Annotated in this window: 14 protein-coding genes; 7 read left to right on the forward strand and 7 right to left on the reverse strand. The window is 48.3% G+C overall.

The features are described from left to right. The first annotated feature begins 97 nt into the window (after positions 1–97). Complete coding sequence (locus tag EML15_RS04485; protein ID WP_185967196.1) at positions 98–736, forward strand: response regulator transcription factor; 639 nt, start codon at positions 98–100, stop codon at positions 734–736. On the opposite strand, the gene EML15_RS04490 is transcribed toward EML15_RS04485, so the two are convergent. Both EML15_RS04490 and EML15_RS04495 read right to left on the reverse strand, forming a co-directional pair. Next, positions 733–2,124 carry a DUF3500 domain-containing protein gene (locus tag EML15_RS04490; protein ID WP_144273666.1) on the reverse strand — a complete coding sequence of 464 codons (1,392 nt, stop codon included), beginning with the start codon at positions 2,122–2,124 and terminating at the stop codon, positions 733–735. The genes EML15_RS04485 and EML15_RS04490 overlap by 4 nt on opposite strands. A 256-nt stretch (positions 2,125–2,380) precedes the next feature. Beyond that, positions 2,381–3,742 carry an O-acetylhomoserine/O-acetylserine sulfhydrylase gene (locus tag EML15_RS04495; protein ID WP_144273667.1) on the reverse strand — a complete coding sequence of 454 codons (1,362 nt, stop codon included), beginning with the start codon at positions 3,740–3,742 and terminating at the stop codon, positions 2,381–2,383. Between the two features lie 128 nt (positions 3,743–3,870). On the opposite strand from EML15_RS04495, the gene dcd reads away from it, so the two are divergent. Then, complete coding sequence (gene dcd, locus EML15_RS04500; protein ID WP_144273668.1) at positions 3,871–4,434, forward strand: dCTP deaminase; 564 nt, start codon at positions 3,871–3,873, stop codon at positions 4,432–4,434. Between the two features lie 56 nt (positions 4,435–4,490). Further along, entirely contained in the window at positions 4,491–5,813 is a 1,323-nt protein-coding gene (locus EML15_RS04505) for a UDP-glucose/GDP-mannose dehydrogenase family protein (protein WP_144273669.1), read from the forward strand. Between the two features lie 106 nt (positions 5,814–5,919). On the opposite strand, the gene EML15_RS04510 is transcribed toward EML15_RS04505, so the two are convergent. The 4 genes from EML15_RS04510 to EML15_RS04525 all read right to left on the reverse strand — a co-directional run bounded on the left by EML15_RS04510 (position 5,920) and on the right by EML15_RS04525 (position 11,255). Next, positions 5,920–7,191 carry a pyridoxal phosphate-dependent aminotransferase gene (locus tag EML15_RS04510; protein WP_144273670.1) on the reverse strand — a complete coding sequence of 424 codons (1,272 nt, stop codon included), beginning with the start codon at positions 7,189–7,191 and terminating at the stop codon, positions 5,920–5,922. A gap of 92 nt (positions 7,192–7,283) precedes the next feature. Beyond that, a complete protein-coding gene (locus EML15_RS04515; RefSeq protein ID WP_168195004.1) occupies positions 7,284–7,901 on the reverse strand; it encodes a DUF1707 domain-containing protein in 618 nt (205 codons plus the stop codon). 130 nt (positions 7,902–8,031) lie between these two features. Further along, on the reverse strand, positions 8,032–10,632 hold the full coding sequence (locus tag EML15_RS04520) for a (Fe-S)-binding protein (protein ID WP_144274122.1): 2,601 nt from the start codon (positions 10,630–10,632) through the stop codon (positions 8,032–8,034). A gap of 119 nt (positions 10,633–10,751) precedes the next feature. Continuing rightward, positions 10,752–11,255 carry a hypothetical protein gene (locus EML15_RS04525; RefSeq protein ID WP_144273672.1) on the reverse strand — a complete coding sequence of 168 codons (504 nt, stop codon included), beginning with the start codon at positions 11,253–11,255 and terminating at the stop codon, positions 10,752–10,754. A gap of 329 nt (positions 11,256–11,584) precedes the next feature. On the opposite strand from EML15_RS04525, the gene EML15_RS04530 reads away from it, so the two are divergent. Then, positions 11,585–13,189, forward strand: a complete 1,605-nt coding sequence (locus tag EML15_RS04530) for an inorganic phosphate transporter (protein ID WP_246846930.1) — start codon at positions 11,585–11,587, stop codon at positions 13,187–13,189. 205 nt (positions 13,190–13,394) lie between these two features. Further along, entirely contained in the window at positions 13,395–14,549 is a 1,155-nt protein-coding gene (locus EML15_RS04535) for an ATP-binding protein (RefSeq protein WP_144273673.1), read from the forward strand. Between the two features lie 65 nt (positions 14,550–14,614). Here EML15_RS04535 and EML15_RS04540 read toward each other — a convergent pair whose 3' ends face one another. Beyond that, positions 14,615–15,814, reverse strand: coding sequence for an AI-2E family transporter (locus EML15_RS04540; protein ID WP_246858160.1), 1,200 nt, complete (start codon positions 15,812–15,814; stop codon positions 14,615–14,617). Between the two features lie 639 nt (positions 15,815–16,453). On the opposite strand from EML15_RS04540, the gene dnaK reads away from it, so the two are divergent. Both dnaK and grpE read left to right on the forward strand, forming a co-directional pair. Continuing rightward, the gene (gene dnaK, locus EML15_RS04545; RefSeq protein ID WP_144273675.1) at positions 16,454–18,283 is read left to right on the forward strand and encodes a molecular chaperone DnaK; all 1,830 of its coding nucleotides are present in this window, start codon (positions 16,454–16,456) and stop codon (positions 18,281–18,283) included. Positions 18,284–18,318: 35 nt separating this feature from the next. Beyond that, complete coding sequence (gene grpE, locus EML15_RS04550; protein ID WP_246847021.1) at positions 18,319–18,888, forward strand: nucleotide exchange factor GrpE; 570 nt, start codon at positions 18,319–18,321, stop codon at positions 18,886–18,888. Position 18,889: the final 1 nt, after the last annotated feature.

Below are 18,889 nucleotides of genomic sequence, written 5' to 3' on the forward strand. Positions count from 1 at the left end.
CATCAATGGGATGAATATACAGCAAAGTTTTTCCTACCTAGGTAGGAGTAAAAGATAATGGGCACCAAGTACAGTAAGAAACGTGTCTATCCGTATTATGCTTGCCGACGACCAACCGCTTCTTGTGAGTGCGCTGAAAACTATCTTGAACTCTCAAGAGGACATGGAGGTTGTAGCTACAGCACATGATGGTGATCAAGCTATTTCCTGTGCGCAACGCTACAATCTTGATCTTGCAATTTTGGATATTCGGATGCCGCATTGTGATGGGTTAAGCGCACTACGAGAAATACTTGCTCTTGAGAGGGGAATAAAAGTGCTGATGCTTACTACTTTCAATGAGCCTCGTGATGTAGAAACTGCCTTGCGGCTGGGTGCACATGGTTTTTTGCTTAAAGATGCCGATCCTGCGGAGTTAATTTCTGGAGTACGCGCTGTGGCGCGTGGTGAATCAGTTTTGTCTTCTGGAGTTACTGGTACGGTGCTTGAGTCCTGGCGTGCAGTGTTGACTCAGGGAGAACTATCTAGTCAGGCACGCCAAGGATTAAATATGCTGACACCTCGCGAAGTGGAAGTGCTTAAACTTATTGAACTAGGTCATACAAATCCAGAGATAGCAGAAAAACTGTTTATCTCTGGGGCGACGGTTAAAACGCACGTCTCAAATTTATTGGCAAAGTTGCATTGTCGTGACCGTGTAGCTTTAGTGCTGCTAGCGCAGAAAGCGAGGCTCTAAATGCTGCTGCCAGAGTTATTAGTTCTTCCAGGAGCGCCCATCGGTGGTATCCCTTGTGGTGGTTTTCTATCCATCACACTTGCTTCACTTTCACTGCCTGATTCACTTGGTTTACGTAGCGCTCCGGTCGCGTCACTTGGTTCGCCTTGGGTACCTGAATCGCCCGAACCGCTAGTTCCGCCAGATCCACCCGGTCCTCCTTGACCACCAGGGCCACCGGCTCCACCGGGACCATTACTTTCTTTCTGGGTGGCAGAGTTAGCGTAGTCATTGGTCGGATCACGGTAAATAGTGTGCACATGACCCCAACCAGAGGTAATCACGCCTTCCACATCAGCACCGGCTGAACCATTCTGGCAAGCAAACTCAATATAAACCTTTGGACCACTAATCTGGAAATAAATACCCTCCCCACTATTCATGTCATAAGTAGTGGCACCTGACCAGTTGATGTAGGTGTCATCTAATGTTTGGCGAATAGTCTCTAACTGCTTGGATGTGGTTTCTTCATCAGCAAGCCCCACCCACTGCGCCACGACGTCGAGAAGCAAATCCTTTTGCGCATCAGTCAAATCGGAACCTTTAATACCAGTGCCCGTTGGGTAATCACAGGTACTACCTGGTGCACATTTCATCGCTGCGACTTCTTCGCCCTGGTAAAGCTTGGATTTCTGGTCGTCGTTCAAGCTGTTATAGAAAGCAAAAGCGGCAGCATAGGTCTTATCCATAGGTTTGACAGTCTCACCCTTATCATTGACGAACTCGGCGGGCTGGGTGCCAAGGTGAGTAGGCGCAAAGGTGAGCGTGTCCTTGTTCATGGTGGCGTTAATGCCCAGGTGGTGACCACCAAACTGGAGAGTCCAAGCACTAGAATCACTAGGGTTTCCGTAGAAACCAATGTAATACTGACCAAGGGAATCCTCTGTGGAGTTGCTGTTGTCCAACAAATACTGATCACCTTCCATGATCGCTGTGACCTGGGCATAGGCGTCGTCGTTGAGGAGAGCTTTGAGGACGTTCAAGGCTGCGGTGCGTTGTTCATCGTTGAGATCTTTGAGGTTGATACCAGCGCGCTGTACGAAAGTTACCGGGAAGTTTGACCAGGTAATTGTTTTGTCCTCATCCGTGTAGTCTTTGAGGATCGTGTTCTTTTGCTCCTCAGAAAGAGTGTTCAGGAACTCTTGTGCTGCAGCCGCAGTGTCTTTGATTGTTTGAGTGGTGGTAGTTGCGTCGGCGGTTGCATCTTGACTAGAAGCAGAAGAGGTACTCGTAGCTGTTGTACTAGTTGCGAGAGCCTGAGCGGATTCAGATTGAGAGCAAGCACTCAACGCTAGACCAGCAATAACGACAGTGGACACAAAAGGAAGGAAAATTTTTCTATTTCTCATGACCATCAAGTTACAAATCATTTCTGTGGACAACCTGATATGTCACTGCGTATCACTGGTGTAAAGATACTGAGTTTACTGATTAAACATCAGGAAACTCTCAGCTAACCCTGTGGGATAAAGTTCCATATACCGTACCTATTGCGCTCATCAGCCGCACGGGAAAGTCTAGAGCTAGAAGAACAAAGGAATGGCGTCGAATAGCTAATAACTGACCCATTCCTTATGCTGTCCCATACTATGTGCTCAATGTTGCTTAGCTCGCAGCAGCAACTGCCTTAAAAGCCTGGTCAAGATCCGCAAGAATATCCTTAATATCCTCAATACCCACAGATAAACGGATAGTTGCCTGGTTAATTCCGGCAGAAGCAAGCCCAGCCTCATCAGACTGTGAATGTGTGGTGGTTGCAGGATGCACGACGAGTGAGCGCACATCTCCCACATTCGCAAGATTCGAGTGCAAACGCAAAGCGTCAATAAACTTCCAGGCCGTTTCACGAGCAGCATCGCTATCAGCAGAACCTGTGATTTTCTCAGCATCCAGGTCAAAAGAGAGCACAGATCCGGTGTATTCCAACCCCAACTTTTCTTTCACCGCATACCAAGGGGAAGAAGAAAGACCAGCATAATTAACCTTTTTCACCAATTCATGCTCATCAAGGAAAGCGGCAACCTGCGCTGCATTTTCATTATGACGACGCACCCGCAAAGACAAAGTATCCAATCCCTGAGCTGTCACCCAAGCGTTAAAAGCAGAGGCTGTGGCGCCGGTATCTCGCAAAAGACCAACTCTGGCTTTGAGACCAAAGGCAGCTTCACCGAGGTCAGCATATTTCAACCCGTGATAGGCAGGGTCAGGGGTGACAAAATCAGGGAAAATAGGCTCACCGGTCTTAGGGTTGGTGACAGTCCAATCAAAACTACCACCATCAATGAGTGCACCAGCCAATCCGGAGCCATTACCGGTGTAGAACTTCGTAAGGGAAGCAACGACAATATCAGCACCATGTTCTAGCGGACGAACAAGAGCTGCGGTGGCAAGAGTGTTGTCCACAATCAAAGGAACATTATTGCGGTGGGCAACCTCTGCCACAGCAGGGATGTCAAGAATATCTGCCTGGGGGTTAGCAAAAGTTTCACCATAAAAAGCCACAGTATTGTCTTGCACTGCTGCCTGCCAAGATTCTGGATCATCAGGATTGTCCACAAAAGTGGTGGTGATTCCTAAGCGAGCTAGAGTTACCGAAAAGAGGGTTTCGGTTCCACCATAAAGCCTGGGGGAGGCAACAATATGGGAGCCTGCGCGCGCAAGGTTGAGGATCGCTGCTGTTTCTGCTGCCTGTCCAGAAGCAAACAGAACAGTATGCACTCCGCCCTCCAAAGAATTGATGCGATTTTCGACGGCTTCCACGGTTGGGTTGGTTAGTCGTGAATATACTGGGCCTGCATCTTCCAAGGCGAAGCGCTGTTTGGCGTGTTCTGCGGAGTTGAACACATAGGAGGAGGTGTTGTAGATAGGGAGATTACGGGCACCTGTAGGATCTACTGGCTGACCTGCGTGTATTTGGCGTGTATCGAATCCCCATTGGGTTGTATCTGTGTTGTCATAAGAAGTCATGGTTCGACAATAATAGACAGAGTAGTCTGCAATAAAGAAAAGGTGAATATATACCGTTTTTCATGCAGAAATAATAAAATAAGCCCCTGATATACATAATAAAAACCTTTTCCATATACACTATAGGTGTGTTGCTATCCGATAAAGATATTCGTAAAGCTATTGCTCAAGGCGATCTTGGTATTGAACCTTTCGACGAAGCGCTTATCCAGCCTTCAAGCATTGACGTACGCATGGATAGATTTTTCCGTGTCTTTAATAACTCCAAGTACACCCACATTGACCCTAAAGAGCAGCAAGACGAGCTCACCAGCCTGGTAGAAGTCGCAGAAGATGAGCCTTTTGTGCTACACCCAGGCGAGTTTGTTCTGGGCTCTACCTTGGAAAAGTTTAGTTTGGCGTCGAACCTAGCAGGCAGGTTGGAAGGAAAATCATCCTTGGGGCGCTTAGGGTTGCTCACGCACTCCACGGCTGGGTTTATCGATCCTGGTTTTAGCGGCTATATCACCTTGGAGTTGTCCAATGTTGCTAATCTGCCCATCACACTATGGCCAGGTATGAAAGTCGGGCAGTTGGCACTATTCCAGATGACCTCGCCAGCAGAAGTGCCTTATGGTTCTGGGGTATTAGGCTCGAAATATCAAGGACAGCGTGGACCTACCCCGTCGAAAGCCTACTTAAACTTCCGTTAAACGCTTTTTAGATTTTATTTGCCCCGTGTTCATATGTGTCCACTAGGTTCGATGCTATGCGGATGAGTGTTATTGGCACCGGCTATCTTGGTGCAACCCATGCAGCGTGCATGGCAGAACTTGGACATGATGTACTTGGCGTTGACGTCGATAAGCGCAAAATCGATTTGCTTTCCTCTGGTCAGGCTCCTTTTTACGAGCCAGGTCTACCCGAGGTACTCCAGCGCAATATCGACGCCAACCATTTGGCTTTTAGCACCAACTATGCTGATGCTGCCGACCATGCGCATGTGCATTTTCTCTGCGTGGGTACTCCGCAACAACGTGGTTCATATGCCGCCGATATGCGTTATGTGCGGGGGGTAATTGAGGAACTTGTGCCGCTTCTTGAGGGTGAACACATAATCTTTGGTAAATCCACAGTCCCGGTTGGCACTGCTGCGGGTCTGCAAGAGCTTGCTGATTCTTTATCACGACCTGGTACCCGAGTGGAAATTGCCTGGAATCCAGAGTTTTTGCGTGAAGGCTATGCAGTGCATGACACCATTAGCCCTGACCGCATTGTCATTGGTTGCTCGCAATCTAATTCTGGGGTCGTGGAATGCGCTCAAGAAATCTACGCCACGCCCATTTCGCGCGGCACTCCATTCCTGGTCACCGACCTTGCCACTGCTGAATTAGTGAAAGTGAGCGCCAATGCTTTCTTAGCAACCAAAATCTCTTTCATTAACGCAGTAAGTGAGGTCTGTGAAGCAGCAGGAGCAGATGTTACGCTCTTAGCAGACGCTATCGGCTACGACGAAAGAATCGGACGTAAATTCCTCGGTGCTGGTCTGGGATTTGGTGGCGGTTGCCTCCCCAAAGATATTCGTGCCTTTATGGCACGCGCTGGTGAGCTAGGGGCAAATGAAGCCTTGACCTTTTTGCGTGAGGTAGATGCAATCAATATGCGCAGACGCGAACACTTGGTCGCGCTAGCTAAGAAAACTGCTGGTGGTTCGCTTATCGGCAAGAATGTTACTGTCCTTGGATGTGCCTTTAAGCCTAATTCTGATGATGTGCGTGACTCACCAGCGTTGAGTGTGGCAGGTTCGCTCTCGTTACATGGTGCTCAAACAACTGTGTATGATCCACAAGCTATGGATAATGCGCGTGCAGTTTTCCCAACCCTGACTTATGCCGACAGTACTCTAACAGCACTAGAAGATGCGGATTTGGTTATTTTAGCCACAGAATGGCAAGAGTTCCGCGATCTTGACCCTGTGCAAGTAGGTGCCTTGGTGCGCACCAAAGCAATTATTGATGGCAGAAATGTGCTTGATCCTAAGCAATGGCAAGCAGCGGGATGGACATACAAAGCACTCGGGCGCAGCCTCTAGTAGTGCTGAGAGTCTGTCGTTTCTAGTAGTGCTGAGAGTCCACAGACTCTCAGCACTACTAGAAGAAGGAGAGATATTTGCGCAGCTATCTTCAGTATCTCTCTAGCTATTGTTTATAGCTGGATAAGAAGTTACCGATTCTTTCGATAGCTTCGCTTAGTTCGCTTGCCCAAGGCAAAAACACTAATCGGAAATGATCCGGTTTTTTCCAATTAAAACCGGTGCCTTGGACAAGCAAAATCTTTTCCGAACGCAACAGATCGAGCATGAGCTGAGTGTCGTCGTGAATGTCATAATAATTCTGATCAATTTTAGGAAAAGCATAGAGTGCCCCTTGGGGTTTCACGCAGCTAATTCCTGGAATAGCATTGAGTCCTTCATACGCGACATCACGTTGTACGCGTAATCTACCACCTGCTCGGGTGAGGTCATAGATAGACTGGCGTCCGCCCAAAGCGGTTTGGATAGCGTGCTGAGCAGGAACATTTGGGCATAGTCGGGTGCCAGCCAAGAGGTCAATTCCCTCAATGAACCCACGGGCATAGTGCTTTGGCCCGGTAATAATCATCCAACCAGCACGGAATCCTGCGACGCGGTATGCCTTGGACAAGCCATTGTAGGTAATGCAGAGAACGTCGTGAGCTAGGCTGGCAATGGACGTATGTACGGCATCGTCGAAAAGAATCCGGTCGTAAATCTCATCAGCCAGAATGAGCAAGTCGTGTTCTCTAGCAATATCGACGATTTGCTTGAGCAATTCCTCCGAATAAACAACACCCGTAGGATTATTGGGATTGATGACCACAATTGCTTTGGTTTTCTCAGTGACCTTAGCTTTGATGTCTTCAATGTCGGGGAACCAGTTATTTTCCTCATCGCAATGATAATGCACAGGCTTGCCGCCGGCCAGGGAGGTAGCCGCGGTCCACAAAGGATAATCGGGGGCAGGGATGAGCACTTCGTCTCCGTCGTTAAGCAGTGCTTGAGTGGTTACCGTAATGAGCTCAGAAACACCATTGCCCAGGTAGACATCATTGACATCGAAATGCGGGAAATTTGGGGTCATCTCATAGCGCGTGACAATTGCACGTCGAGCAGAAATAATGCCTTTGGAGGAAGAGTAGCCTTGTGCCGTGGGGAGTGAGGCAATCATATCGCGCACAATGACATCGGGAGCCTCAAAACCGAAAATAGCAGGATTGCCAGTATTGAGCTTAAGGATACGGTGTCCGTCGAGTTCGAGACGCTCAGCCTCTGCCGCAACTGGTCCACGAATCTCGTAGAGCACATCCTTCATTTTGTCTGATTGATCGAAGGTACGACGCGGGCGTTTTTTAGCAGGAGCAGTGGCGTTAGGGGCAGTTTTTTTCTCAGTCATTTTATTACTATAGCCCCTTACGCTAGGAAAAGCACAGAATACAGTGCACAGAGCAATCCTTGGGAAAGGATGAAAAGGGAAAGAATACGCCTTTAACGCTTAAAACGGGTGATAGCGTCATCCGCCCAATCAAGAACCTGATGTTTGAGCTCATTACGACGCTGTTGCAATAAAGCACGCTGCTGTGCCTGCTGCTGTTGATGCTGCATCCGCATCAGTGCAAGTTGATTGCGTTGTTGCGCAGCAATTGCCCGAGTGCGCTGACGCTCAAGCTGCTGAAGCGAAGGCGTGTACCAAGAATCTGGACCAATGCGCATAATGTAGAGCAGAATAATAACCGCAGGTAGGAATGCCAATGGTAGGGGATCGTTGAGATACAGACTATAAAAAGTGGCGCCCAAAGCACTAAGACAGCTTAAACCTGCACGGATTCTTCTTCCTGAAACACGTAGCTCATTAATTTCCGATTCAGTATAAGTACGCTCTGGAGTAGCTGCCTGGATATCCATAGGTGGGCTACTTGGTGCTGGTAAATCACTAAACACAGCAAGCAAATCTGAATACAGCACTGCTTGGATTACCTGATCGACACGTTGTTCGTAGGCGTCAAGACTCAGGCGCCCCTCAGAACAATGCGTAGTTAATTGGTCAATGGCGTGTTCACGCTCTGCATCACTAATACGATAATCAGAAAAGTTGGGATTGCTCATACCGTTCCATAATAGTGGACGCAAGCCCATTGAGCTAGGGAAATTTTTATCCTCAATGAGGAATTGGTGTGCGTCGAAAGTTTTTTAGCTGCCCCATTATGCTTTTCGACGCTCACCGCTGGCCCAAACACTATTCTTCTTTTGCTTGAGGCTGAGTATCCTGCTGCGGAGTTATACCAGGTGGCAGCGCAGAACCAGGTGGTATAGGCACTGAGGGAGTTGGTGGTTGTGGTACTGCAGGTTGAGCAGGTGCTGTAGGAACCGGCGGCGTGGCCACAGGTGGGACTGGAACAGAACTTGCTCCTGGTGCTGGTGGTACTACAGGGTGAATAGGTGCTGTAGGAACCGGCGGCGTGGTTGGTGTTGGAATCACTGGCACTACTGGAGGGACAGGAGCTGGTGGAACTGGTACGTCGCCACTATTAGCCGGTGGCGCTACTGTAGGTGCCTTGTGGGTCTTTGCTGAAGGTGTTTTCTGCTCTTTGGCGGTTGCCTGAGCAGATACCTGAGTAGTCTTACGCGGTGTGCGTCGTGGGGTTTCTAAGAAAGTTTTAGCCTGTGGATCAGGTAATTTATCGTCGATCAGTATGCTGTCGCGCAGCATAAGCGCAACATCGCGTACAGCAGGTGCTGTCTCTGCTTGTGCCGCTACAGTTTTTACCCCACCGGTGAGCATCGTGTTGCAGAACGGGCAACCGACGGCAATTTCTGCAGCACCAGTAGCAACAGCCTCTTGAGCACGATTTTCATTGATACGAGTACCGAGTTTTTCTTCCATAAACATTCGCGCCCCACCAGCACCGCAACAAAAGCCTTCATTGCGGGTACGATCCATCTCCACTAGCTCGGCACCGGTGACACCAAGCAGTTCTCTCGGCGGATCAAACACCTTATTGTGCCGCCCGAGGAAACAAGGATCATGATAAGTAATAGGAGCACGATTGTGCGGACTCCGCGGAATAGGGGTGAGTCGGTTATCACGAACCAGACGGTTGAGCAGTTGCGTATGATGAAACACATCAAAATGTCCATCAAAATCTGGATACTCATTGCGCAGTGTATTAAAACAATGCGGGCAACTCGTGATTATCTTGCGCTGACCAGGAACTACCCCCTCAAAAACCTCATTGAGAGTGCTGATATTTTCTTTGGCTAATTGCTGGAATAAAAACTCGTTACCGGCGCGCCGGGCAGGGTCACCTGTGCAGGTTTCCCCACGAGAAAGCACAGCAAATTTCACGCCAGCAGTATGCAGTAACTCTACTATTGCGCGAGTTGTACGCTGGGCGGCATCGTCGAAAGCGCCAGCGCAACCAACCCAAAATAGGTATTCGGTATCGGAAAAATCATGGATATCTTCACCGAAAACTGGTACCTCGATACCGTCGCGACGCGCTTTGCTTATCCAATCTGCGCGCTGTGTGTTATTGCGCCCCCAAGGATTGCCTTTGACCTCTAGATTCTTGAATAGGCCTGCTAGTTCGGAAGGGAACTCAGATTCGGCGAGAACTTGGAAACGGCGTAAGTTTGCCACATGGTCAATATGCTCAATATCCACCGGACATTGTTCCACGCAAGCACCGCAATGCGTGCATGACCACAGCGCGTCGGGATTAATGATTGCTGATTCACCAACAAGTTTGAGAACATCGACATTGGCGTGGGTGTTGGTTGTGGCAGCATCACGAATATCGGTCATGAGCAGCTTGGGTGACAAAGGCTTTTGGGTATTCCATGCCGGGCATTGTTCCTGGCAGCGACCACATTCAGTGCATGTGGTGGCATCGAGGAGCATTTTCCAGGAACCATCGGCAAGAGTACCAGTGCCTAGGGTTGGTTCGGTCGGTTCCACATGGTTCGCCTTGTCAGCATTGTCTTTGTTGTCTTTGTCGAGAGTGCCTTCATCAAGCTCAGCCAGAGTATCTAAGGTGAGGGCTTTGCCTTTCCACAACATGGGGGTTAGTGCGCCTAGGGCTGGGGAACCATCGGGGTTGCGTCGGAAGAAAATGTTAAAAAAGGCAAGGAATCGGTGCCAGGCAACACCCCAGTTAATGTAGTGCGCTACTGCGCCAAGCCAGATCATGGCGCTGAGTAATTTTATTAAGGCAAAAACACTGACCAGGGTGGCAGAAGCGGGCAGTAAGAGTGCAATGTATCTGCTGAGGAAGTCTGCCCATACGCTACCTCCGCCGTAGGTGGCAATTTTGGCGGCTTTGACCAGCAACATTCCCAGTCCTTCGATGAGCACTACCAATTCCACGAACACAGCGGCACGGGAATTTGAGCCATAAAAACGTGCGGGGGAAGTGGCGCGAATGACCATAAGGCAGCCAATGCCCACAATGGTTCCTACAGCAAGGAGTTCTTCGCAGAAGTGGTAGACCGGCCATTCGTGCAGCAGCCACCAGCCACTATGTGGCGCAAAGACTTGAATATACGCCTCGAATAAAACGAGTGATCCGCCGATAAAACCAATCATGACCAGCCAATGTGCTGCTGCGACGAGCGGCTTGCGGGCGAGTTCAGTGTGGAAGAAAACCTTGCGCAGCATTGTCGCTAACCGACGCACCGGCTGGTTCGTGCGTGGAGTAGTGGCAGTACCGGAGCGGATAAGCCGGTAGATCTTTGCTCCTGCAAAGAAGAAATAGCACCATGCTGGAATGGAAATGATGACCGCAATAATGCCTAGGATTGCAGAAGGAGAGAGCTGGGTTGGGGAGGGTACCACAATCACATCCTTAGGGCTTGGTTTTCTTCTGCATAGCTCTTTGCATGGATCATGGGTGAGCCTATGCAGAGATGCACTGTGCCCATTCTACGGTGTGAGTATTCTGTTGAAAAACTAAGAAACTATATGCACACTGGGATGCCATGAGCACGGTCAATAAGGTTGCGCCAGTGCGACAAACTATAACCGGTGGGCAGTTGCAAAGGATTAACCCACCGTGTGACTGCTAGATTACGGCTTTGGATGATTTCTGTTAGACCAGAGGAGGCAAGGGGGAACGTCGTAGGGCGTATCTGTTCTAGACGCGTTAAGAGTGTGGATAGTTCGTGCTCTGAGGCGTGTTGTAGTTCAGTGCTGTCGAGAACGAGTGAGTAGAGTTGTGTTAATTCTGTCAGAGATACATCGCGCCCAACTTCTATATTGCCCAATAGGTGGATACTGGTTCGCCCGATTTTTGCTAAAGGGTGCTGGGTAAGCGAGTAAGGTGCGATACCTATGGGTGCTGGTCGACGATCAACCATATCTATGTGCTTGATGGATATATTGTGGCGGCACATGAGTTGATCTGCAAGGTAAAGTCCGGTTGCGCTAGCGCCAATGATGATCACTGATAGCTGTGGCTGCATCGTTATTCCTTTCAACTCATCTATGTGCTTGGTGTGTCTAGTAGGACCCAAAGTAGACTGATATGTCTAATAAGAGTCTATATTATATATACAACTCTGTCTATTTATTATTCTTGTGTGCTTTATGTGTTTGGTGTTGCAGGAAAAGGGGGTGGTTATGTGTGTTAAATCTGTGCGCCTGCTCACATTTTTTATGCGAAGGCAAGGGAAAAACACGGCATTTTGCCAGAATTATCTCTATGGCTTAGTTCTATTTACCTTGAGTTCACTTCCATGCTGGACACTACGAGAGTCGTTTTTGTACGTAATCTGATGAAAGTTGAATTTTCATGTCTAATGATGTCATGGCTATTCCACAACCTGGCAAAAAGAGCACCTCTGATTTGTGGTGGCATCTTACCTTTGGTGGGTTGTTAGCTGTTACTCTCGTTGTTTATTTACTCTGGTCCTTTGATTATGTTGGTGAGGGAGCAAGCAAGTCTATCCTCATCACCACCATTATTTTTGGTGTGTTCATGGCATTTAACATCGGCGGTAACGATGTTGCTAACTCTTTTGGTACCTCAGTAGGTGCTGGAACACTGTCGATGAAGCAAGCGCTAGTTGTTGCTGCTATTTTCGAGGTTTCAGGTGCTGTTCTCGCTGGTGGCGAGGTGACCGACACCGTTAAGTCTGGCATCGTTGATCTTGACGCGATTGATCTCGACCCACTTCACTTTGCCTTTATCATGATGTCTGCACTGCTCGGTGCAGCGATTTGGCTCCTTGTGGCTACCCGCATGGGATGGCCAGTGTCTACCACTCACTCCATCGTCGGTGGTATCGTTGGTGCTTCCCTTACTCTCGGCTTCAGCCAAGGTATTGGTGGCTGGGATATGGTTCAGTGGAGCGAAATCGGTCAGATCGCAATGAGCTGGGTATTGTCTCCTGTTCTTGGTGGTGCTGTTGCATGGTTGCTCTACAGTGCAATTAAGAAAAACATTCTCGATTACAACGACAAAGCAGATAAAGAACTTGATGTTCTTAAATCTGAGCGTGCACAGCTCCACGAAAAGTTCAAGAAGAACTTTGAGAGCCTGAGCGAAACAGAGAAGATCAGCTACACCTCAGCAATGCTTCGCGATTCGACGCTTATCAACGAGGAAAACTACGATCCAAATAACATCGAATCAGATTACTACCGTGACCTACATAAGCTCAATGTTCGTCGTGATGCTCTTAACACACACCGTGCACTAGAAAACTGGGTGCCTTTGCTAGCAGCAGTAGGTGCAGCAATTATTGGTGCAATGATGTTGTTCAAGGGTCTTAAGAACCTTGACTTCCACCTCTCTAACCTGGGTAACTTCCTCATCCTTGCCATGATCGCTGCAGTGGTATGGATGTCAGTATTCATTTTCACTCGTACCTTGAAGAACCGTGAACTACCACGTGCAACCTTCATCCTCTTCTCTTGGATGCAGGTATTCACCGCTTCTGCTTTTGCGTTCTCACATGGTTCTAACGATATTGCGAACGCTATCGGTCCATTCTCTGCCGTGCTCGACGTACTGCGTACTGATTCCATTAACGGTAAAGCAGAGGTGCCGACTGCAACTATGGTTACTTGTGGTGTCGCTCTTATTGCTGGTCTATGGTTCATTGGACGTTTCGTTATCCAGACCGTTGGTTCTGGACTTACTGAAATGCACCCAGCGTCTGGTTTCGCTGCCGAGCTTTCTGCAGCTGCAGTGGTTATGGGCGCGTCCTTGCTCGGTTTGCCTGTGTCTTCTACCCACATCTTGATTGGTGCAATTTTGGGTATCGGTTTGGTTCAGAAGAAAGCTAACTGGGGCATGATGAAGCCAATCGGTTTGGCATGGGTAATCACTTTGCCAGCTGCCGCAATTGTTTCTGCAGTATCCGTACTTGCTATCAACGGTATTTGGGGCTAATTTCACGTTTGCACTTTAGTGCTTGCGCTAAAGTGCGTTAGCCTTTTCTAGTAAAACTCCCATGACATCGGCGATGTCATGGGAGTTTTTTGCACCTTAACCCTTGAAAGGCAAGTTGTTCATAAAGTTCATAGAATTCATAAAATTCATAAAGTTCACAGGTGTTCATAAGAGTTCATAAGTTCAGTTAGCTATAGTGATGAGTATGACTTACCAGCCGAACCCATTTAATGCCACATTGGGTGCTACGCCACCATTACTTGTTGGGCGCAGTGAAATTATCCGAGACTTTCGCTTTTCATTAGATGATGGTCCGGGAACTCATGAGCGTATCTCGCTTATCGTTGGTTCTCGTGGTATTGGCAAAACAGCTTTGTTGAATGATTTTGAGGATGAAGCACATCAGCGTGGTTGGCTTGTTTTAAGTGAAACAGCAACTTCTGGCTTTATGCTGCGTCTTCGGAATAGGATTTTACGTATCCTTGCCAAAAATCAGAAACAGCTTACTGGATTGAGTCTTTCTATTTTAGGTATAGGCGGCGGTATTAATTGGGGTACCGAACCTTTGGCAGAGACTACGTACTCTTTGCGTGATGCATTGAAAGACTTACTGGAATATAAGCGTAATGTTGATGTGTGCGTGAATCAACCACCTGCAGGCGTACTGATTACGTTAGATGAGATGCATTATCAACATACGAATGAGCTTATCGATTTCGGAGTGGTCATTCAGCATTTGGTTCGTGAAAGAGAAGAAATTGCGGTTGCTATGGCTGGTATTCCCTCTTCAATTAAACCATTGCTGGCTGACAGACTTGATGATGGGGAGAGTATTAATCCAGCTACTTTTCTGCGTCGCGCCGCGCGAATAGAGCTTGGTCGGGTAAGTGATAGTGATGTAAGGCAAGGACTTGAACTCCCACTACGAGGAAGTTCTGTCAGCTGGTCTGAGGAGGCACTGGATATGGCAGTGCGTGCCTGCAAAGGTTATCCTTTTATGATTCAGTTAGTTGGCCAGTATTCTTTCCGAAACAAAGAAGAAAACTGCATTACTCGTGTAGCCGCGCAAGAAAGTATTGCAATGGCTAAACGTAAATTAGGGCAACTAGTGCATGAACCAGCGTTATCAGAGCTATCTAATGTGGATAAAGCCTTTTTAAGGTGTATGTCATATGATGATGGCCCCTCGCATATTAGTGATATTGCACAACGTATGCGACGTTCTAAAACTTATATCAGCAACTATCGACGAAGGCTTCTAGATGCAGAACTGATTGTGGAAACTGAGCGTGGACACATTGATTTTGCCTTACCCTATCTGCGTGAATATGTGCGTGAGCAGGATAGGAATAGGGAATAGAAAAGCACTGGGCATGATTCTCCATGCCCAGTGCTTTGTGTTGTAGGTACCGAGGTTAGCTCAGTTTATTCTTTGGCAGTCTTTTCTTGTTCTTTCGCAGTATCTGAATCTGAGTTTCTTTGCCTTTTGCCTAAATTGCTGAGCCGTTCGCGAAAACTATTCCATGTTTCGGAGGGATTCTTCGCGGGGGTTGCAGATTCTGTAGTGGCAATCACGACGTCGTCAAGCGTAATTTCTCCTGCTCTGAGTGCAATAAGCTCAGAATGATAGCGAATGAGGACTGCGACGGTTGCTGCTACTGGTACTGCAAGGAATGCGCCAATCACACCAAAGAGGGTGGAGCCGAGGGTAACGGAGAGCAGAACGATTGCTGGGTGTAGATTCATTGCTTTTGACTGCAGAATTGGTTGGAGTACATTTCCTTCAATCTGCTGTACGAGAACGATAAGCACCAATACCAAAATGGCGTTGGTGAGGCCATGACTTACTAATGCGATAAGTACAGCGAGTGCGCCAGCGGTAAAAGCACCAACAATGGGAATAAAGCCAGCGAAGAATGTGATAACAGCAAGTGCTAGCGCAAGGGGTACTTTGAGGATAAGCAGGCCGATACCGATGAGAATGGCGTCGACAAGCGAAACGATGGCTTGGGTGCGGATGAAACCAGTGAGGGTATTCCATACTCGGGTTAGTGCTTCGGAAATGTGCCAGCCCACGCCCGGTCCGATAAAGCTGCGTACTGTCGGGAGGAAACGATCTCCATCTTTGAGGAAGAAAAATGTGAGGATAAGTACCAAAACGAGTGTGACAGCTATCGACGACGCGGTGGAAATACCACTGAACACGCCTGAGGTGATGTCTTTGGAACGGCTTTGTAAGAAATTGGTGATTTCGGTAGTGAGCTGATTGAGCCTGCTCGCATCGAGGTTGAGCGGTTCTTGCTGCACTAATTCTTGGACTCGGTGAATACCCTCTTGGACTCTCGCGAAAAGATCCTTGGACTGGCTGGTAACCATTGGGGCAATCGCACTAAAGACGCCACCGATTATTAAGAAGAAACCGAGAATAACGGAAATGGTTGCCAGGGAGGCTGGGACTTTTCGTGCGCGTAACCAACGAACAGGGGGCCATAGTACGGTGGTGACGAGCAGTGCCAATATGATTGGAAGGATAATTGTCCAGATAAGTGCTAGCCCTTTCCAGGCAATAACTGCTGCAATGGCGGTGATGATGAACCGCATTGCCCAGCCTGCTACTCGACGCATATCAGAACCGAGCAGGTGAGCGCGGTCGATTGGGTTTGCTGCTGTGGAGTGGTCAGCTGTGGGGCTGGCAATGTCAATCAAGTCAGTATCTTTGGCGTGTGATGCTGAAAGTGGTACGGCATTGTGTGCAGCACCAGGGTTAGCGGAATCATTCATTTTTTCTCGTTTATTCATCCTGACGGTTACGTCTTATTGTATTTTCATATGTTCGCCTTTTAGTCTGCCATAAAATGAGGGCTTTATACATTATTTTTTTGTTTTCTCGATGAGCGTCTAGTCCTGATGTAGTTATGGTGGCGACGTGTGGCGGTATTCGATGGTGATGAATAGTGACAAATGGCGCTAAATAGAATCCATCGCAAACGGACTGTTTCAGAATGAAACAAGCTGATTTTATCTGCCTGTGAGCAGCGGTAATGTAAAAAGTTGAGTCTGGTGGGAACAACTTTAGGGGTGGGCACGTTAGTGTAAGTGTCAGGTTGAGTGGCATAGGCTCAATGCTTTAGGTATGGTGACTATAGTTGCTCAAGGGAGTTGAGTTGAGTTCTATCAACTTTTCTCATTTCCGAACCCGCTTTCGGGCTTGGCGCAAGAACAAAAGATAAAAACAAACGTACATTACTAGAAAAGAGGAAAATCATGGGTCGCGCAGTAGGTATTGACCTTGGTACTACAAACTCAGTTGTTTCTGTTCTCGAAGGTGGCGAGCCAGTAGTTATCGCCAACTCAGAGGGCGCACGCACCACCCCATCCGTGGTGGCATTTGCTAAAAATGGTGAGGTGCTCGTCGGTCAGTCTGCAAAGAACCAGGCTGTCACTAACGTGGATCGCACTATCCGCTCTGTTAAGCGCCATATTGGTACAGATTGGACAGTAGCTATTGATGATAAGAGCTACACCCCACAGGAAATTTCCGCTCGTACCCTCATGAAGCTCAAGCGAGACGCTGAGGCATACCTCGGTGAGGACGTCACCGATGCGGTTATCACCGTTCCGGCATACTTCTCCGATTCACAGCGTCAGGCAACCAAAGAAGCAGGTCAGATTGCTGGCTTGAATGTTTTGCGTATCGTCAATGAGCCTACTGCTGCTGCTTTGGCTTATGGTCTAGAAAAGGGCGAGAAAGAGCAGACCATCTTGGTATTCGACCTTGGTGGTGGTACTTTCGACGTTTCCCTCCTAGAGATCGGTGACGGCGTGGTAGAGGTTCGCGCAACCGCTGGTGACAATGACCTCGGTGGTGACGACTGGGACAACCGCATTGTGGAATGGCTCATCAACAAGTTCAAGACAGCTCATGGCGTAGATCTTTCTAAAGACAAGATGGCTATGCAGCGTCTACGCGAAGCTGCTGAAAAAGCAAAGATTGAGCTTTCCGCTTCACAGTCCGCCACAATTAACTTGCCATACATCACTGTGGATGCTGACAAGAACCCACTATTCCTTGATGAGACTCTTTCTCGTACTGAGTTCCAGAAGATCACTCAAGATTTGCTTGACCGCACCAAGGCTCCTTTCAACCAGGTGGTTAAAGATGCCGGTATTTCCGTAAATGAGATTGACCATGTGGTGCTTGTGGGTGGTTCTACCCGTATGCCAGCTGTGTCTGACCTCGTTAAAGAACTCACCGGTGGTCGTGAGCCAAACAAGGGTGTGAACCCAGATGAGGTTGTTGCCGTTGGTGCTGCACTTCAGGCAGGTGTACTTCGCGGTGAAGTAAAGGATGTTTTGCTTCTCGACGTCACCCCATTGTCTTTGGGCATCGAAACCAAAGGTGGCGTGATGACTAAGCTCATCGAGCGCAACACCACTATTCCAACCAAGCGCTCAGAAACATTCACCACTGCTGAAGATAACCAGCCATCAGTACAAATCCAGGTGTACCAGGGCGAGCGTGAGATTGCTTCTGCAAACAAGCTGCTTGGTTCCTTTGAGCTTGGCGGAATTGCTCCTGCGCCACGTGGTTTGCCACAGATTGAGGTTACCTTCGACATTGACGCTAACGGTATTGTTTCTGTTTCCGCAAAGGATAAGGGAACTGGCAAAGAGAACACCATCAAGATTCAAGACGGTTCCGGCTTGTCTCAGGAAGAAATTGATCGCATGATCAAAGATGCTGAGGCTCACGCTGATGAAGATAAGAAGCGTCGTGAGGAACAAGAGACTCGCAACTCTGCAGAGCTGTTGGCACACCAGACTCGCCAGTTCCTTGAGGAGAATGGTGATAAGGCATCTGATGAACTCAAGACCAAGATTACTGAAGCAGCAGACGCTGTTGATGAGGCTCTTAAGGGAGACGACATCGAAGCGATTAAGAGTGCCGTCGAAAAGCTTTCTACTGAGTCACAAGAACTTGGCAAGCTAATCTACGAGGCAGAGGCAGCAAAAGCGGCTGCAGCGCAGGCCGATAATGCTGATCCGAATGTAGTGGATGCTGAAGTTATTGATGAGGAAGAAGACAAAAAGTGAGCGAACACAACAATCTAGATGAGCATGCCGACGAGGTGCTCGAAAATCTAGAGGCACAGCTCAAAGACGCAGATCCAGGCGCAGAAGCTGAAGTGGACTCAACTGACACGGTTGAAGAAACTGCAGAAACTGAAGAGGACACACAACCGTCGCTTGAGGATCAGTTGGCAGAACGTACTGAAGATTTGCAACGCCTATCTGCAGAATATGCCAACTACCGTAGGCGTACGGAACGTGAGCGTAAAGCTGGAGTGGAAAATGTAAAAGCTCAGGTACTCACGCAATTGTTGCCAATTCTGGATGATTTGGAGCTTGCGGAGCAACATGGTGATCTTGAACAAGGACCGCTCAAAAGTTTCCGTGATAAGTTCGTGTCAGTTTTAGATACTTTTAAGGTCACACCTTTTGGTGCAGCTGGCGAGGTATTTGATCCTGAGCGTCATGAGGCTGTGCAAGACCTCTCTACTGGCGACGATAAATACATTGGGACTGTCCTTCGACTTGGCTACCAGGTAGAAGAGCGCTTATTGCGTACCGCAATGGTCATTATCGTTGATCCAGTTGATTCAGAAGCGGAATCAACTGCAGAAGACGATACAGAATAAC

Source organism: Corynebacterium sp. sy017 (assembly GCF_017918135.1).
In the GTDB taxonomy this organism is placed as follows: Bacteria; Actinomycetota; Actinomycetes; order Mycobacteriales; family Mycobacteriaceae; genus Corynebacterium.

Bases quoted from the DNA above. Each gene is read 5' to 3' on its own strand.
- EML15_RS04540 (WP_246858160.1), bottom strand. From the start codon at position 15,814: ATGCGTCGAGTAGCAGGCTGGGCAATGCGGTTCATCATCACCGCCATT.
- EML15_RS04530 (WP_246846930.1), top strand. From the start codon at position 11,585: ATGTCTAATGATGTCATGGCTATTCCACAACCTGGCAAAAAGAGCACC.
- dnaK (WP_144273675.1), top strand. From the start codon at position 16,454: ATGGGTCGCGCAGTAGGTATTGACCTTGGTACTACAAACTCAGTTGTT.
- EML15_RS04515 (WP_168195004.1), bottom strand. From the start codon at position 7,901: ATGAGCAATCCCAACTTTTCTGATTATCGTATTAGTGATGCAGAGCGT.
- EML15_RS04535 (WP_144273673.1), top strand. From the start codon at position 13,395: ATGACTTACCAGCCGAACCCATTTAATGCCACATTGGGTGCTACGCCA.
- EML15_RS04495 (WP_144273667.1), bottom strand. From the start codon at position 3,742: ATGACTTCTTATGACAACACAGATACAACCCAATGGGGATTCGATACA.
- EML15_RS04485 (WP_185967196.1), top strand. From the start codon at position 98: ATGCTTGCCGACGACCAACCGCTTCTTGTGAGTGCGCTGAAAACTATC.
- EML15_RS04490 (WP_144273666.1), bottom strand. From the start codon at position 2,124: ATGAGAAATAGAAAAATTTTCCTTCCTTTTGTGTCCACTGTCGTTATT.
- EML15_RS04505 (WP_144273669.1), top strand. From the start codon at position 4,491: ATGCGGATGAGTGTTATTGGCACCGGCTATCTTGGTGCAACCCATGCA.
- EML15_RS04510 (WP_144273670.1), bottom strand. From the start codon at position 7,191: ATGACTGAGAAAAAAACTGCCCCTAACGCCACTGCTCCTGCTAAAAAA.
- EML15_RS04525 (WP_144273672.1), bottom strand. From the start codon at position 11,255: ATGCAGCCACAGCTATCAGTGATCATCATTGGCGCTAGCGCAACCGGA.